This is a genomic window from Pseudomonas sp. AC136, assembly GCF_979258585.1.
This window is the reverse complement of the sequence record NZ_OZ409865.1, coordinates 3,564,667-3,580,765: the sequence shown is the minus strand read 5'-3', so window position 1 is coordinate 3,580,765 and position 16,099 is coordinate 3,564,667. Positions and strand designations below refer to the sequence as shown.

Here is a 16,099-nt window from a genome sequence, read left to right as displayed (position 1 = left end):
TGGCTACGCCCGGACGCCGGCCCCCCTAGAGGGCCCGCAGGACCGGACGGGAACGCGCCCTCAACGCGTTTCATGCACGGCAGAATTTCCCCTATGGGCCACGCCCTCACTAAACAGGATTACTCATGTCCTTTGCTTCCCTCGGTCTCTCCGAGGCTTTAGTCCGCGCCGTCGAGGCTGCTGGCTACACCGAGCCCACTCCAGTGCAACAGCGGGCCATTCCCGCCGTGTTGCAAGGTCGCGATCTGATGGTTGCCGCCCAGACGGGCACCGGCAAAACCGGTGGCTTCGCCTTACCCATCCTCGAGCGCTTGTTCCCCAATGGTCATCCGGACCGCGAGCACCGCCACGGCCCGAAACAGCCGCGCGTACTGGTGCTGACGCCCACCCGCGAGCTGGCCGCGCAAGTGCACGACAGCTTCAAGCTGTATGCCCGCGATCTGAAATTCGTCTCGACCTGCATCTTCGGCGGCGTTGGCATGAACCCGCAGGTGCAAGCCATGGCTCGCGGTGTCGACGTACTCGTCGCCTGCCCCGGTCGCTTGCTCGATCTGGCCAGCCAAGGCAGTGTCGACCTCTCGCACGTTGAGATTCTGGTGCTCGACGAAGCCGACCGTATGCTCGACATGGGCTTTATCCATGACGTGAAAAAGGTGCTGGCGCGCTTGCCGTCCAAGCGTCAGAACCTGCTGTTCTCGGCGACGTTCTCCAAAGACATCACCGACCTCGCCGGCAAGCTGCTGCATAACCCCGAGCGCATTGAAGTGACGCCGCCCAACACCACGGTCGAGCGCATCGAGCAACGGGTGTTCCGCCTGCAGTCCAACCACAAGCGCGCCCTGCTCGCCCACTTGATTACCGCTGGCGCGTGGGAACAGGTGCTGGTGTTCACCCGCACCAAACACGGCGCCAACCGTCTGGCCGAGTACCTCGACAAACACGGCCTGCCGGCTGTGGCGATTCACGGCAACAAAAGCCAGAACGCGCGCACCAAGGCCCTGGCTGATTTCAAAGCCAACGCCGTACGTGTGCTGGTTGCTACCGACATCGCCGCTCGCGGTCTGGACATCGACCAGTTGCCCCACGTGGTCAACTTCGAACTGCCCAACGTTGAAGAAGATTACGTGCACCGCATCGGCCGTACCGGCCGTGCCGGTCGCAGCGGTGAGGCCATTTCGCTGGTCGCGCCGGATGAAGAGAAATTGCTCAAAGGCATTGAGCGCATGACCAAGCAGAAAATCGCCGACGGCGACCTGATGGGCTTTGATGCCAGCACCGTGGAAGCGGAAAAACCGGAAGTGCGCGAGCGCCCTGAAGGTCAGAACCGTGGCCGTGGCCCGCGTGATCCGAACAAACCAGGCGGTGGCGGCGGCGGTGATCGTCGTGGCAGCGGGCGTAAAGACAAAGGCAAGGACGGCAAAGACAAACCCGCCGCCCAGGGCCGCGACAAGCCAGCCAACCCGGGCCGTCAGCAACAGCCGCGCCAGGGTCAGCCTCGCAGCAACGAACCCCGTCAGCCACGCACCAGCAGCGCTGCGGCGGTGGTGCCACCCGTGCCAGCGGATCGCGCGCCGGATGAGTTTCTCGACGACGAAATCGATAACTTCGGTAACCGCGCCGACTACGTCAGCCCGAACCAGGGCAATCGTCAGCAGAACCGTGGCCGCAAGCCGGCCGCTGCTGGCGCGGCGCCTAGCGCACCGCGCGCCGCTGGCCAGCCGCCACGGGGCCAATCGCCCCGTCCGCAGGGTCAAGCAAAACCGCAAGGCCAACGCAGTGGCGGTGGCGCTAATGCCCAGGGTAAACGCCCGCAACGCAGCGGCGGCCAACCCCGTCGCGACGAGTCGCGCGCCCGCCCCGACGCCTTGCGTCAGGAACCGGCCGTTCGCGGTCCGCGCGAGCCACAGCACCAGCCAGTGATCGTGCACAAGGAGTCGAAAATAGACCGCACCTTGACGCCCGAGCAGCTGGAGCAATTGGACAAACTGCCGAGCCGCAATCGTGGCGAGAAACCGGCATTGCTGACCCGTAACCGCGAAGGCTAAGGCTCAGCGTTACAACAAAAACACCGGCCCTGTGCCGGTGTTTTTGTTTGGGCCTGACATTTCGATTGGGCGCGATGTGTGTGATAAAAAGCATCGCGGCTAAAGCCGCTCCCACAGGTTCTGCGCGAGCTTTTATAAAAGCTGCGCCCATAAAAAACGCCGGCATCAGCCGGCGTTTTTTATGGGCGGTTAAACCCTTACTTCTTTACACCTTCAAACGAGATCTGCAGTTCCAGCTCTTGGGATTTCGGGCCCAGGTCTTTCTGGATGTCGAAATCTTTCAGCTTGATGGTGGTGGTGCCTTCGAAGCCGGCGCGGTAGCCGCCCCATGGGTCTTTGCCTTCGCCGAGGAAGGTTGCCTTGATCACAACCGGCTTGGTCACGCCGTGCAGGGTCAGGTCGCCAGTCACGTCGGCCTTGCCTTCGCCAGTCGATTTAACCGAGGTGGATACGAACTTGGCTTCCGGGAATTTCGACACGTCGAGGAAGTCGGCGGTGCGGATGTGCTTGTCGCGCTCGGCGTGGTTGGTGTCAACGCTGGTGGTTTTCAGCGTTACGTTGATTTTGCTGGCTTCCGGGTTCTTAGCATCAAAGCTGAACGAGCCGTCCCAATCTTTGAACGTGCCGTAGATGTAGCTGTAACCCAGGTGGCTGATTTTGAAATCGATGAAGGCGTGCTGACCGGTTTTGTCGATGGCGTAGTCGTCGGCCATGGCGTGCCCAGCGCTGAGCATTGCGGTGCCGAGTGCCAGAGCGGCCAGGGATTTTTTCAGGGTTGCGTTGAACATTGCGTAAGTCCTTCTTGTGCAGTGAGAGAGCTAGTCGGCGCGACGGCCAAACATGCGGGTCAGGGTTACATCGTGATCAATAAAGTGGTGCTTTAAAGCTGCTAACGCGTGAACCCCGGCAAAAATTACCAAGGCCCACGCCAGGTACAAGTGCACCGCGCCGGCCAGATCTTCCTGGTCAGGAATGCTGGTCAAAGTGGCGGGCACAGCGAACAAACCGAACACCTCGATGGGGCGGCCATCGGCGGTGGAAATCAGGTAGCCGGCGATCAGCACGGCGAACAACAACAGGTACAAGGCGCCATGGCCGAGCTTGGCGCCCAAGCGGGTGGCGCGGCTGTAGCTGCTTAGCGTCGCCGGGGCCGGACTGATAAAGCGCCATAGCAAACGCACGATCATCAAACCCAGCAGGGTCAGGCCGATGCTTTTATGCAGCGCCGGGGCGGAGTGGTTGTAGGGGCTGTAATAATCGAGCGTGACCATCCACAGGCCCAAACCGAACAATCCAAATACCGCTAATGCGATGCCCCAGTGCAAAACAATGCTGACCAGACCATAACGGGAAGGGGAGTTGCGCAGTTGCATGTAAGGGGTTCCCTAAAAAAGCAGTGGGCTAAGACTAGCGGTTAATCTATCGAGTTAAAGCGAAAAATTCTGCTTTGAAATATCGGGAAATACGATCGGTTCGCGACCGTGCAAACTAAACGTCGAAGCGTCAGCAATTGGCTGTAAGTCCGCCCCTGCTCGCCCGTTAACCCCCCGGCGCGTCGGCGGCCTTTATTCTTCCTTCTTGAACACATAAAACAGATTCGGCTCGCTGACGATGTACAGATTGCCCGCGTTATCGCTGGCAATGCCCTCCGCCTGGGGCACGGTTTTCTTCAGCCCACTCTGGCCGCGCAACAAAGACAACGTGCTGATCGGCTTGCCGTCGGTGTCCAGCTCGATCACCAGCCGCGACTCATCCGACAGCGCCAGCAAATGCCCGGTGGGCATGTCGAAATCCAGACTCGACAGGTCGCGCACAAACAGCCCGGCGTCCCGTTGGGGATCGTCTACCACGTGCACGGCGAAGGGGCGGTCGACATTGGTGTGGGGGAACCCGTGCACCTCATAGATGCGCACCGGGTCGCGCTCCTTGGCCACAAATAGGCGCTGGCCTTTGGCGTCGTAGGCCAGGCCTTCAAAGCCTTTGTTGCCACTGGGGCCCAGGCCGAGGGAGAGCTGCTGGGCGTCGTCGGCGCGTACTGGCGTTGAGGTTTCATCCAACTGCACACTGATCAAACGTTGGCGGCGCTCGTCGGTGATGACATACACGCCAGGGCTGATGTATTCGATCGCTTCAGGGTCGCCAAAGCCCAGCAGCGGGATGCGCCGTAGCACGTCGCCGGCCAGCGACAGTTCGATAATTTCCGAGCGCTGGTTGGTCACGGTGAAAAGCGTGTTGCGGTCGGGGTCGTAGGTCAGGGCCGACACATCGTCATCCAGGCCCTTGATGGGCATGGCCTCAACGCTCACCCGATACGCCGGCAGCCACAGCGAGCGCGCTTGCCACGCTTCGCCATGGCGCCATTCTTGCACCTGAAACCAGGCCCGTTCGAACAGCCGAAACTCCTGCGCAGCCGCTGCCAGGACGATCAATGCGCCGAGCACCACGGCTCCCAGCAGGTACTTCAAGGTCAGCAGACGACGCATCAGGGGGTTCTCGCAAAAGGTGGCGGGGCAGAAAACGGGCGCTAGAAATAGCACAGCCATGCTGAATTGAAACTTAACCGTGCACGCCGGTTGCAGTTCGCCGCACTGGCGTTACAAGAAGAAGCATCAAGGGCAGAAATATGGGCTTGTCATTACTTCCCGAAGACCGCGCACGCACCACCCTTCACACCATCGCCCTGGCCGTCAGCCAGCTCAGCGAAACCGGCATCCCTCGCCAGCGTTTGCTGCACGACAGCGGCCTGAGCAGCGCCGACCTGGAAACCCCGGAAAAGCTCATCAGCCCCGCGCAAGAGCTGCGCGTGTTCGCCAACGCCATTCAATGCACCCGCGACCCGGCGCTCGGGCTCTCGATGGGCCTGCGTATGCACGTGTCGGCCTACGGCATCCTCGGCTACAGCATGCTCGCCAGCCGCACATTGCGCGACGCGCTCAACCTGGCGATGGCCCAACCGACCCTGCTGGGCACGTATTTCAAATTGCACCTGGAAGAAGACGGCGACGAGGCTCGCCTGGTCGCGCGCGGTTATCGCTATGCGCCAGAGCTGACGGTGTTCAACACCGAGCTGTGTTTGATGTCGTTGCTCACGGTGATTCGCGACCTGTTGGGCGAAGCGGTGCGCCCGCGCAGCGTGCATTTCTCCTACCGCCCGCCCTTGCATGCACATTCCTACACGCAGTTGTTCGGCTGCCCGGTGGAGTTTGGTGAGCCGGTGAATACCTTGTGCTTCAGCGCCGCCCTGCTCGACCGCGAGCTGCCGCTGGCCGACCCGGTGAGCTGCCATTACGGCGTGCAGCAATGCCTGAAACTCGCCGCGCAACTGGACAGTGGTCAGGATGTGCTCGAGCAGATTCGTCAGCACCTGAGCAGCAACATGCGTGAGGCCAGCAGCCTGGAACGTGTGGCCAACCAATTGCACCGCAGCGCTCGCACCCTGCGCCGCCATCTCACGCGCATGAACACCAGTTACCAACGTCTGCTCGACGAAGTGCGTTACGACAAGGCGCGCCAACTGCTGATGCAAACCGACCTGCCCATTTACCTGATCGCCGAGCAGTTGGGCTACAGCGAAACCGCCAGTTTTCGCCATGCGTTTTTGCGCTGGAGCGGGCAGACGCCTAGCGTGTATAGACGTTAGCAGCCAACTTGGCCGCATCTATCCCCTTTTGACCGTTTCTATCGTTCTGCCCTGCGGGTCACGCTGACAGAATCGAAGACACGCTTGGCAGCCGTTTCGTATGTGCTAAAAGCCAACAATAACAACGGGTTATAGAACTCTATGGGAAATTCCAGCGCCATCAGCATTGAGCAGCTCAGCATGGAATTCGGCGACCCTGGTCAGGGCGTCAAAGCCCTCGATACGGTTTCTCTGGAAATCCAGTCCAACGAATTCTTCACCCTGCTCGGCCCTTCTGGCTGCGGCAAAACCACGTTGCTGCGCCTGATCGCCGGCTTCGAACAACCCAGCGCCGGCACCATTCGCTTATACGGCGAAGCCATGCAGGACTTGCCGCCCTTTCGCCGCCCGGTGAATACCGTTTTCCAAAGCTACGCGCTGTTTCCCCACATGACGGTGGCGCAAAACATCGCCTTCGGTTTGGAAATGCGCGGGCTGAGCAAGGCGGAAATCAGCGAAACCGTGACCCGCATGTTGGCCCTGGTAAAGCTGCCGGATGTGGGCGCACGCCGTGCCGACCAGCTTTCCGGCGGCCAGCAGCAACGCATCGCCCTGGCCCGCGCTCTGGCCAATCGGCCGAAGGTGTTGCTGCTGGATGAGTCGTTGTCGGCGCTGGATCAGAAGCTGCGCAAGGACATGCAGATCGAGCTCAAGCGTTTGCAGAGCGAAACCGGCATCACCTTTATCTTCGTGACCCACGATCAGGAAGAAGCGCTGACCATGTCCGACCGCATCGCGGTCATGAGCAAGGGCCGCATCTTGCAGGTGGGCACGCCGACCGAAATCTACGAAGCACCGGCCAACCGCACCGTGGCCGACTTTATTGGCGAGACCAACTTCTTAACGGCCGAGGCCAGCGACGACGGCGTGAAGCTGAGCGACGGTCAGTTGCTCAGCACGCTCACCGAACATCGCGGCCCGGTCACCCTGGCCATACGCCCGGAGCGGGTGAGCCTGGCCGCCGACGGTCAGTTGCTCGGCGAGGTCGAGAACGTGGTGTATGTCGGCACCGACACCGTGTACCACCTGGACGTCGCCGGCCAAGGCGGCTTCCGCGTGCGCCAGCAGAACCGCGACGGCGCACTTGGCGGCTATCAGGTCGGCGACAAGGTGCGGGTGCAGGTGCCCAGCGCCGCCATCAAGGTGCTGGTCGAATGAGTACGCCACGGCTGTTGGCCGAACGCCGCCAACTGGGCCGCCGCCTGCTGCTCAGCACGCCGGCCATGCTCACGTTGCTGGTGTTCATGCTGCTGCCGCTGGGCATCATGTTTGTGGTGTCGATCCTGCAATCCGGCGAGTACGGCGGGGTGAAGTGGGGCGAGTATTCCCTGGAGGCGTACCGCAATTTCTTCTACGAGCGCGATCTGGATGACGTGTTGGTGTTCAACACCGACTACCTGGAGATCTTTCAGCGCTCGTTCTGGCTGTCGATCCTGACCACCGCCGGGTGTCTGCTGATCGGTTTCCCCACCGCGCTGTACCTGGCGTTGCAGAGCGAGCGCAAACGCAACCTGCTGCTTTTTCTGGTGACCGTGCCGTTCTGGACCAACCTGCTGGTGCGCGCCTATGCCTGGATGTTGCTGCTGCGCAACGGCGGGCTGGTGGACGAAGGGCTGCAAGGCCTGGGCATCACCCAACATGGCTTGGGGCTGCTGTACACCGACAACGCCGTGATCATCGGGCTGCTCTATACCTACCTGCCGTTTATGGTGCTGCCGATTTACACCAGCCTGGAAAAAATGGACTGGCGCCTGGTCGAGGCCGCGTTTGACCTGGGCGCCAATCGCTTTCATGCGCTCAAACGCATCATCGTGCCGCTGGCCATGCCGGGCATCGTTGCCGGCAGCATTCTGGTGTTCATTCCCTCGCTGGGTAACTACATCATTCCCGAGCTGCTCGGGGGCGGCAAAACCCTGATGATCGGCAACCTTATCCAGTTGCAATTCGGCAGCTCGCATAACTGGCCGCTCGGCGCCGCGCTGTCGTTTGCGCTGCTCAGTTTCGTGTTGCTGGCCATGCTGGTGTACAGCCTGCGCTTCAAGCCGGGCACTGCCGGGGGGCATCCATGAACACGCGCAATCCGTTGTGGCGCTTCGCGGGCATGCGGCCGGCGGCGTGGTTCTTCTTTATTTTTCTGTACCTGCCGATTGTGGTGCTGGTGGTCCTCAGCTTTAACGGCGGGCAATCGGCAACGCTGTGGGACGGTTTCAGCCTGAAGTGGTACAGCGTGGTCGCCAACGATGCGGAGGTGGTGCGCGCGGCGAAGAACTCGCTGATCGTCGCCACGCTCGCCACCTTGATTGCCACGTCGCTGGCGACATTAGCGGCGCTGGGCATGCGCGGTCGTGCCTTTCGTGGGCAAACCTTAATGAGCGGCGTGCTCGGCTTGCCGCTGTTGGTGCCGGAGATTGTCACGGCAGTGTCGACGCTGATGTTCTTCTCGTTTATCGGCCTGAAACTGAGCCTGTTCACCATCCTCATTGCCCACGTCGTGTTCTGCATTCCGTTTGCGTACCTGCCGATTCGCGCCCGCCTCGAAGGCATGAATCCGTACCTGCTCGAAGCCGCCGCCGACCTCTACGCCTCGCCGTGGAAGGCGTTCTGGAAAGTGACGTTTCCGCTGCTCAGTCCGGGCATCGTTTCCGGGGCGATGCTGGCGTTCATCATTTCCATGGACGACTTCGTGATCACCTACTTCGTGGCCGGCGCCGGCGCCACCACGTTGCCGGTGTACATCTTCAGTTCGATTCGCATGGGTATCTCGCCGAAGATCAATGCGATCTCGTCGATCATCCTGGTGATTTCCATCGCGTTTGTGGCGCTGTCGTATTACGTGGGTCAGCGCAAACGCTAACGCTCTCTAAAAAAGTCCAGCAAGGAGCTTTGCCATGCACGTTCGCACCACCTCGCTCGCGTTGTCCCTGCTATGCGCCATGGGCATCGCCACCTCGGCTCAGGCCGCCGGCACGCTGCACTTCGCCAACTGGTCGGACTACTACCCGCCAGAGCTGCTGAAAAAATTCGAAGCCGACACCGGCATCAAGGCCACGCTCGACGCCTACGACTCCAACGAAACCCTGCTGGCCAAACTCAAAGCCGGCGGCGGCGCGTACGACGTGGTGGTGCCCTCGGACAGCTTTATCGAAATCATGGTCAAAGAAGACCTGCTGCAGAAGTTCGACAAGAGCAAGCTCACCAACCTCGCCCTCCTTAAAGACACCTTCAAAACCCTGAGCTTCGATCCGGGCCACGACTACAGCGTGCCGTACCTGTGGGGCACCACGGGTTACAGCTACGACACCGCCAAGGTGCCGGGCGGCAAACTGGAAGAAAGCTGGAAGCCCTTCTTCGAGCCCGACCCCGAACTGAAAGGCAAAGTCGTGGCGTTGAATTCGATTGAAGAACTGTTCGTGCCGGCTGCGTTCTACCTGGGCATCGACCAGTGCACCGAAGACCCGAAAGCTGCGCAGAAAATTCAGGACCTGCTGCTTAAGCAGAAACCTTCCCTGGCCATGTACAACAGCGACGGCACTATCGAGCGCATGGCCGCCGGTGAAGTGACGATGCACCAGCAATGGAACGGCGCCTTCCACCGCGCCCAGGCCCAGCGCGCGAGCCTGACGTACGTGTACCCGAAAGAAGGCATTCGGGTGTTTATCGACAACTTCGCCATTCCCAAGGACGCCACCAACGTGGCCGAAGCCCACGCCTTCATCAACTGGATGATGAAACCGGAAAACATCGCGGCCGCCTCCAACTTCGCCAAGTACAACAACGCCATCGAAGGCTCGGATAAGTTCATGGACAAAGAACTGTTCGACGACCCGGCCATCAACACCCCGGCCGACAAACTCGACCGCCTGAAACCCTTCGAACTCTGCTCCCCCAAAGCCCTGGCCCTGCGCGCCAAGGTGTGGACCAAGTTGAAGAAATAAGCCGAAAACCGCGCCTGCGGTGATCCCTGTAGGAGCGGCTTTAGCCGCGATGCTCGTGATCTAAGAGCATCGCGGCTAAAGCCGCTCCTACAGGAAAAACCATAACGACAAACCCTCTTTCACAGGCCTGCTCCTGAGGGCACTCCCATGCTGACGATTTATAGCGACGACCATCACCTGCACCACGGCAAGTACGAGTTGATCGGCGGCCAGTTCACGCCGTGTTTTGAGATGCCCAGCCGCGCCGACATGGTGCTCGATCGCGCCAAATCCGTTGGCCTGGGCGATGTACACGCGCCGCTGGATTTCGGCTTGGCGCCGATTCGCCGTGTGCACACCGAGGGCTTTGTGCGCTTTCTGCAGAACGCCTGGAGCGACTGGCAAGCCATCGGCCGCCAGCACGACATGCTGCCCATCGCCTGGCCGACCCGGCGCCTGCGTCAGGTAGAACCGACGGCCATCGACGGTCGTCTGGGCTACTACTCGTTTGATGCCGGCGCGCCGATTACGGCTGGCACCTGGCAGGCGATTCTAAGTTCGGCCAACGTCGCCCTGACCGGCCAGGCCGAACTGGCGAAAGGCGCGCGCGGGGTGTTTTCTCTTTGCCGGCCGCCAGGTCACCACGCGGCCGCTGACTACATGGGCGGTTATTGCTACCTGAACAACGCCGCCATTGCCGTGCAGGCCTTGCTCGACCTGGGCGCCAAGCGCGTGGCCGTGCTGGACGTGGATTACCACCACGGCAACGGCACGCAGGATATTTTCTACGAGCGCGCCGACGTGCTGTTCACCTCGATTCACGGCGACCCACGGTTCGAGTATCCCTATTTCCTCGGTTTCGCCGACGAGAAAGGCGCCGGCGTCGGCTGCGGCTTCAACATCAATTACCCACTGGCCGAGGGCAGCGATTGGTCGGTGTGGAGCCTGGCCCTGGCCGACGCCTGCCGGCAAATTCAGGCCTACGCGCCGGATGCGTTGGTGGTGTCGCTGGGCGTGGACACATACAAGTCCGATCCCATTTCGCAGTTCAAACTCGACAGCCCCGATTACCTGCGCATGGGCGAAATCATCGGCAAGCTCGGCTTGCAGACGTTGTTCGTTATGGAGGGCGGCTACGCGGTCGAGGAGATCGGCATCAACGCCATCAACGTGCTGCAAGGGTTCGAAAGCGTCGCCTAAGCGCGGTGTGTCAGCCATAAAAAAGCCCGCCCCGGTGCAATGCCAGGGCGGGCTTTTTACGGCGCAGTGTTTACATCACTTCGACGATATCCACGTCCACTTCACGGCTCATCAGATCGCGCTCGACTTCGCCGGTGAGCTTGACCTTGGCGCTGTCGGAGATGGCTTGTGGCGGCCAGTCTTCGTCATCGATTTCCACTTCGATGGTGCCGCTGGCGTCTTTGAATTCGTAGCGATCACCTTTCAGGCGTTTGACGATCTGGCCTTGCAGCACCACCGGCGCATCGTCGGCGGCATCCAGCGCAGCGGCTACGCTGGTGATTTGCTGGGTGGCGCCAGGGCCGGTGTAACCGCCGGCGGCCACAGCGGCGCCGGACAGCAGTGGAATAAACAACAGGGCGAGTGCTTGGGTTTTCAGTTTCATCAGGACAATCCCGTTCTGGTAAATGACGGGGTTAGGTTAAGCAGCGCACCTGAACTGAAACTGAATAGCGCCTTAATCGAAGCTTAAGACGGGTCGGCCGGTTTCTCTTTGCGGAACACGTAAAACAGGTTCGGCTCGCTGACCATATAAATGGTGCCCTGCTCATCGATGGCCACGCCTTCGGCGCGCGGAATGCTGTCGTGCAGGCCGTTCATGCCGCCGTACAAACTGATAAAGCTGACCGGCTGACCGTGCTCGTCCATTTCCAGCAGCAACTTGGATTGGGCCGACAACACCAGCGAATGGCCGGTGCGCGGATCGACGCTCAGGGCCGAGATATTGCGCATATACAGCTGGTCGCTAGGCAGCGGCTCCATCTGCCCGGCCAACCCGGCGGTGCCATCACTGCTCCAACTGAACAGGGCCGTGGGTGAGCGCTCTTTACCCAGCAGCAGGCGCTTCTGCGCGGGATCCCAGGCGATGCCTTCAAAGCCTTTGTTGCCGGACTCGGCGTAGCCCAGGTCAAACTCGCGGGTGTCGATGGCGCGCAGTTCCAGGGCCACCGGCCCGAGCTTGAAAATCGACAGCGTACGGCGGCGCTCGTCGGTGATCGCCATGTTGCCGTTACTCAGCATCGCCACGCCCTCGGGGTTGGAAAACCCCACCAGGGCAATGCGCCGCAGCACTTCACCCTCCAGGCTCAGTTCCACCAACAGCGGCTCTTTGCCGGTAACGGTGAACAGGGTTTTGGAGTCGGGGTTGTATGTGAGGTCCGAGGTTTCATCGTCCTCGAGGTCTTTCAGGGGTTTGGCTTGAATCACCGGGCGGTAGCCGGGAAGCCAGATGCTGGCAGCGCGCTCGGCTGAGTCGAAGTTGTCTTCATCCGCCCAATACTTCGCCTGGCCGAGCCAATGCTGTGTATAGGCGAGCACCGCAACGGTGAGCAGTACGAAGGCGAGTAGCAGCCAGGGCCAGCTGCGACGAAACGAAAAGGAGCGAGCGGTGGGCATGGGACGTTCTCTGTTACTGCAGCAGCAAGCTAGCGGCCAAAGCAGGAGATTACGGTTTGATCATCCGTGAACAACCGCGAACCCGCGCGCATCGGCGCGGGCGGTGCCGAACTGTACATCAGCCGTTCGCGGTTATCCCATCCATCAGTGATTACAACGCTTGTACGCAGCGCCGTTTACAGCACGCGGGTCGTCACGCTCGAATGGCCGACCAGTTCGAGCAGCAATTCATCACCTTGGTTCAATGGCCCAACGCCGGCCGGGGTGCCAGTGAGAATCACGTCACCGGGCTGCAAGCTGAAGTGCCCGGCAATGTGGGCAATGATCGGCAGAATTGGATTGAGCATCGAGGCGCTGGTGCCGTCCTGGCGCACTTCACCGTTGATGCTCAGACGAATGCCGATCTCGGTCAGATCGCTCACCGCATCGCTGCTGACAAAAGGCGCCAGCACGCAGGCACCGTCGAACGACTTGGCCACTTCCCACGGATAACCCTTTTCCTTGAGCTTGGCTTGCACGTCACGCAGGGTCAGGTCCAGCGCCGGGGCGAAGCCGGAGATGGCGTCGAGCACTTCTTCCTGATTCGGTTTACGCGACAGCGGCTTGCCGATCAGCACGGCAATTTCCGCTTCGTAGTGCACGCCGCCACGGTCGGTCGGAATGCTGAAGCCGCCCTCGGCTTCCACCACGCAGCTGCCCGGTTTGATAAACAGCAGCGGCTCGGTGGGCACCGGGTTGTTCAGCTCTTTGGCGTGCTCGGCGTAGTTGCGGCCAACGCACACCACTTTGCCGATGGGGAAATGGATGGTGGTGCCGTCGAGGTAACGGTGTTGGTAGCTCATAAACACTCCTGAATTGAGTTGGGGCCTATCGCGGCTAAAGCCGCTCCTACAGATAGGGCAGTTTTGTAGGAGCGGCTTTAGCCGCGATAGGCCAGACCTGGAAACAGAGCTTACAAGGCAAAAATTTTGCCCGGGTTCATGATGCCGTTCGGGTCGAACACCGCCTTGATGGCCTTCATGTAAGCGATCTCGGCCTCGGAACGGCTGTAGGTCAGGTAATCGCGCTTGGTCATGCCCACGCCGTGTTCGGCGGAAATCGAGCCGTTGTACTTCTGCACGATCTCGAACACCCACTTGTTCACCGTGGCGCACTTGGCGAAGAACTCGTCTTTGCTCAGGTTGTCGGGCTTGAGGATGTTCAGGTGCAAGTTGCCGTCGCCGATATGGCCGAACCAGACGATTTCGAAATCCGGGTAGTGCTCGCCAACGATGGCGTCGATGTCATGCAAAAACGCTGGCACCTGGGCGACGGTCACGGAGATGTCGTTCTTGTACGGCGTCCAGTGCGAGATGGTTTCAGAGATGTACTCGCGCAGCTTCCACAGATTCTGCAGCTGCTGCTCGCTCTGGCTCATCACGCCGTCCAGCACCCAGCCTTGCTCCACGCAATGCTCGAACGTGGCGAGCGCCGCTTCGGCGACTTCTTCGGTGGTGGCTTCGAATTCCAGCAGCGCATAGAACGGGCACTCGGTTTCGAATGGCGCCGGCACATCGCCACGGCCCATGATTTTGGCCAGGGCTTTGTCAGAGAAGAATTCGAAGGCGGTGAGGTCGAGCTTGTTCTGGAAGGCGTGCAGCACCGGCATGATCGAGTCGAAGTCGGCGGCGCCCAGCACCATGGCGGTGAGGTTTTGCGGCGCGCGGTCCAGGCGCATGGTGGCCTCGACAACAAAACCCAGCGTGCCTTCAGCGCCAATAAACAGCTGACGCAGGTCGTAGCCGGTGGCGTTTTTGATCAGGTCTTTGTTCAGCTCGAGCAGGTCGCCCTTACCGGTCACCACTTTCAAGCCGGCCACCCAGTTGCGGGTCATGCCGTAGCGAATCACTTTGATGCCGCCGGCATTGGTGCCGATGTTGCCGCCAATCTGGCTGGAGCCAGCGGAGGCAAAGTCCACCGGGTAGTACAGGCCTTTTTCTTCGGCGAACATCTGCAATTGCTTGGTCACCACGCCGGGCTGGCAGACGGCGGTGCGGTCGAATTCGTTAAAGCTGAGCACCTGGTTCATGTAGTCGAACGCCACGACCACTTCGCCATTGGCCGCCACCGCAGCGGCGGAAAGCCCGGTGCGGCCGCCTGATGGCACCAGCGCAACCTTCTGTTCATTAGCCCAACGGACGATCGCCTGAACCTGCTCGGTGGTTTTCGGAAACACGATGGCCAAAGGCGCGGGGGCGAAGTGTTTGGTCCAGTCTTTACCGTAGGCGTTCAGCGAATCGGCGTCGGTAAGTACCTTGCCAGGCTCGACCAGGGTCTTGAGTTGTTCAATCAGGGCAACGTCGGTCATCTACGGAACTCTCACGCAATTCATGGTCGCCCTGAGAACCTTTCAGGTCGCAACCGAGCAAGTAAAAAGGAAGACATGCTAGCATACGCCCCCCGCGAATCGTGCTCTGTGCTCGGTTTTGCGGCAGCGGCGCGACGCCGAAACGGGCTGCCCGCGACGCTGGCTTTCCCTGACTTTTCTACCGGGACAAACAGGTACTCAGATGAGCAAGACCTCTCTCGACAAGAGCAAGATCAAGTTCCTTCTTCTCGAAGGTGTGCACCAGAACGCTGTCGACACGCTGAAAGCGGCCGGCTACAGCAACATCGAGTACCTCAAAGGCGCCCTGTCGGACGCTGAGCTGAAAGAAAAGATTGCCGACGTGCACTTCATCGGCATTCGCTCGCGTACCCAGGTCACCGAGTCGGTGTTCGACCACGCCAAGAAGCTGATCGCCGTCGGTTGCTTCTGCATCGGCACCAACCAGGTCGACCTCGACGCCGCCCGCGAACGCGGTATCGCCGTGTTCAACGCCCCGTACTCCAACACCCGTTCGGTCGCCGAGCTGGTGCTGGCTCAGGCGATTCTGCTGTTGCGCGGCATCCCGGAGAAAAACGCCTCGTGCCATCGCGGTGGCTGGATCAAGTCCGCCGCCAACTCGTTCGAAATTCGTGGCAAGAAGCTCGGTATCGTCGGCTACGGCTCCATCGGCACCCAGTTGTCGGTTCTGGCCGAAGCGCTGGGCATGCAGGTGTTCTTCTACGACACCGTGACCAAACTGCCGCTGGGCAACGCCACGCAGGTTGCCAAGTTGCACGACCTGCTGGGCATGGCCGACATCGTGTCGTTGCACGTGCCAGAACTGCCGTCCACGCAGTGGATGATCGGCGAAGCAGAAATCCGCGCCATGAAAAAGGGCGGCATCTTGATCAACGCCGCACGCGGCACCGTGGTTGAGCTGGACCACCTGGCCCAGGCGATCAAAGACGAACACCTGATCGGCGCTGCCATCGACGTGTTCCCGGTGGAGCCGAAGTCCAACGACGAAGAGTTCGAAAGCCCGCTGCGTGGCCTGGACCGCGTCATTCTCACTCCGCACATCGGTGGTTCCACCGCCGAAGCCCAGGCCAACATCGGTCTGGAAGTGGCTGAGAAGTTGGTCAAATACAGCGACAACGGCACCTCGGTGTCCTCGGTCAACTTCCCCGAAGTGGCCCTGCCGGCGCACCCGGGCAAGCACCGTTTGCTGCACATCCACGAAAACATTCCGGGTGTGATGAGCGAAATCAACAAGGTGTTCGCCGACAACGGCATCAACATCTCGGGTCAATTCCTGCAAACCAACGCCAAAGTGGGTTATGTGGTGATTGACGTGGATGCGGAGTACTCGGACCTGGCGCTGGAAAAACTCCAGCACGTGACCGGCACTATTCGCAGCCGCGTTCTGTTTTAACTAAACGATCGGCTGCGCGTCGGCCGGGCGGCGTTGAAATCGGTTTTT

At 60.6% G+C, this 16,099-nt stretch carries 15 protein-coding genes; 8 read left to right on the top strand and 7 right to left on the bottom strand.

Annotation, left to right across the window (positions count from 1 at the left end):
• Window positions 1-125 precede the first annotated feature (125 nt).
• The gene (locus ACZZZU_RS15855) at window positions 126-2,045 is read left to right on the top strand and encodes a DEAD/DEAH box helicase (RefSeq protein ID WP_463384476.1); all 1,920 of its coding nucleotides are present in this window, start codon (window positions 126-128) and stop codon (window positions 2,043-2,045) included.
• A 197-nt stretch (window positions 2,046-2,242) separates the two neighbouring features.
• Here the strand turns inward: ACZZZU_RS15855 and ACZZZU_RS15850 are convergent, their stop codons facing one another.
• The 3 genes from ACZZZU_RS15850 to ACZZZU_RS15840 all read right to left on the bottom strand — a co-directional run bounded on the left by ACZZZU_RS15850 (window position 2,243) and on the right by ACZZZU_RS15840 (window position 4,528).
• Complete coding sequence (locus ACZZZU_RS15850; RefSeq protein WP_122497631.1) at window positions 2,243-2,833, bottom strand: YceI family protein; 591 nt, start codon at window positions 2,831-2,833, stop codon at window positions 2,243-2,245.
• Between the two features lie 30 nt (window positions 2,834-2,863).
• Window positions 2,864-3,418, bottom strand: a complete 555-nt coding sequence (locus tag ACZZZU_RS15845; protein WP_122497633.1) for a cytochrome b — start codon at window positions 3,416-3,418, stop codon at window positions 2,864-2,866.
• 192 nt (window positions 3,419-3,610) lie between these two features.
• Window positions 3,611-4,528, bottom strand: a complete 918-nt coding sequence (locus tag ACZZZU_RS15840; RefSeq protein WP_463551147.1) for an SdiA-regulated domain-containing protein — start codon at window positions 4,526-4,528, stop codon at window positions 3,611-3,613.
• 140 nt (window positions 4,529-4,668) lie between these two features.
• Here ACZZZU_RS15840 and ACZZZU_RS15835 point away from each other — a divergent pair, with 140 nt between their 5' ends.
• From ACZZZU_RS15835 to ACZZZU_RS15810, 6 genes are all read left to right on the top strand, one after another.
• A complete protein-coding gene (locus ACZZZU_RS15835) occupies window positions 4,669-5,685 on the top strand; it encodes an AraC family transcriptional regulator (protein WP_463384473.1) in 1,017 nt (338 codons plus the stop codon).
• 141 nt (window positions 5,686-5,826) lie between these two features.
• A complete protein-coding gene (locus ACZZZU_RS15830) occupies window positions 5,827-6,882 on the top strand; it encodes an ABC transporter ATP-binding protein (RefSeq protein ID WP_463551146.1) in 1,056 nt (351 codons plus the stop codon).
• On the top strand, window positions 6,879-7,793 hold the full coding sequence (locus ACZZZU_RS15825; RefSeq protein WP_463551145.1) for an ABC transporter permease: 915 nt from the start codon (window positions 6,879-6,881) through the stop codon (window positions 7,791-7,793). Before ACZZZU_RS15830 ends, ACZZZU_RS15825 begins: the two co-directional genes overlap by 4 nt.
• Window positions 7,790-8,578 (top strand): ABC transporter permease, encoded by a 789-nt coding sequence (locus tag ACZZZU_RS15820; RefSeq protein ID WP_463536173.1) that lies wholly within the window; start codon window positions 7,790-7,792, stop codon window positions 8,576-8,578. The genes ACZZZU_RS15825 and ACZZZU_RS15820 overlap by 4 nt, the downstream gene beginning before the upstream one ends.
• A gap of 34 nt (window positions 8,579-8,612) precedes the next feature.
• Window positions 8,613-9,659 (top strand): ABC transporter substrate-binding protein, encoded by a 1,047-nt coding sequence (locus ACZZZU_RS15815; protein WP_122497644.1) that lies wholly within the window; start codon window positions 8,613-8,615, stop codon window positions 9,657-9,659.
• Window positions 9,660-9,806: 147 nt separating this feature from the next.
• Window positions 9,807-10,838 (top strand): histone deacetylase family protein, encoded by a 1,032-nt coding sequence (locus tag ACZZZU_RS15810; protein WP_463551144.1) that lies wholly within the window; start codon window positions 9,807-9,809, stop codon window positions 10,836-10,838.
• Window positions 10,839-10,908: 70 nt separating this feature from the next.
• Here the strand turns inward: ACZZZU_RS15810 and ACZZZU_RS15805 are convergent, their stop codons facing one another.
• From ACZZZU_RS15805 to ACZZZU_RS15790, 4 genes are all read right to left on the bottom strand, one after another.
• Window positions 10,909-11,256, bottom strand: coding sequence for a NirD/YgiW/YdeI family stress tolerance protein (locus ACZZZU_RS15805; protein ID WP_463384781.1), 348 nt, complete (start codon window positions 11,254-11,256; stop codon window positions 10,909-10,911).
• A gap of 89 nt (window positions 11,257-11,345) precedes the next feature.
• Window positions 11,346-12,272, bottom strand: a complete 927-nt coding sequence (locus ACZZZU_RS15800) for an SdiA-regulated domain-containing protein (RefSeq protein ID WP_463551143.1) — start codon at window positions 12,270-12,272, stop codon at window positions 11,346-11,348.
• A 176-nt stretch (window positions 12,273-12,448) separates the two neighbouring features.
• The gene (locus ACZZZU_RS15795; protein ID WP_122497650.1) at window positions 12,449-13,114 is read right to left on the bottom strand and encodes a fumarylacetoacetate hydrolase family protein; all 666 of its coding nucleotides are present in this window, start codon (window positions 13,112-13,114) and stop codon (window positions 12,449-12,451) included.
• Between the two features lie 110 nt (window positions 13,115-13,224).
• Entirely contained in the window at window positions 13,225-14,619 is a 1,395-nt protein-coding gene (locus tag ACZZZU_RS15790) for an FAD-binding oxidoreductase (RefSeq protein ID WP_122497652.1), read from the bottom strand.
• A gap of 202 nt (window positions 14,620-14,821) precedes the next feature.
• Between ACZZZU_RS15790 and serA the strand changes: the two genes are divergently transcribed.
• Window positions 14,822-16,051, top strand: a complete 1,230-nt coding sequence (serA, locus tag ACZZZU_RS15785; protein WP_122450059.1) for a phosphoglycerate dehydrogenase — start codon at window positions 14,822-14,824, stop codon at window positions 16,049-16,051.
• Window positions 16,052-16,099 lie beyond the last annotated feature (48 nt).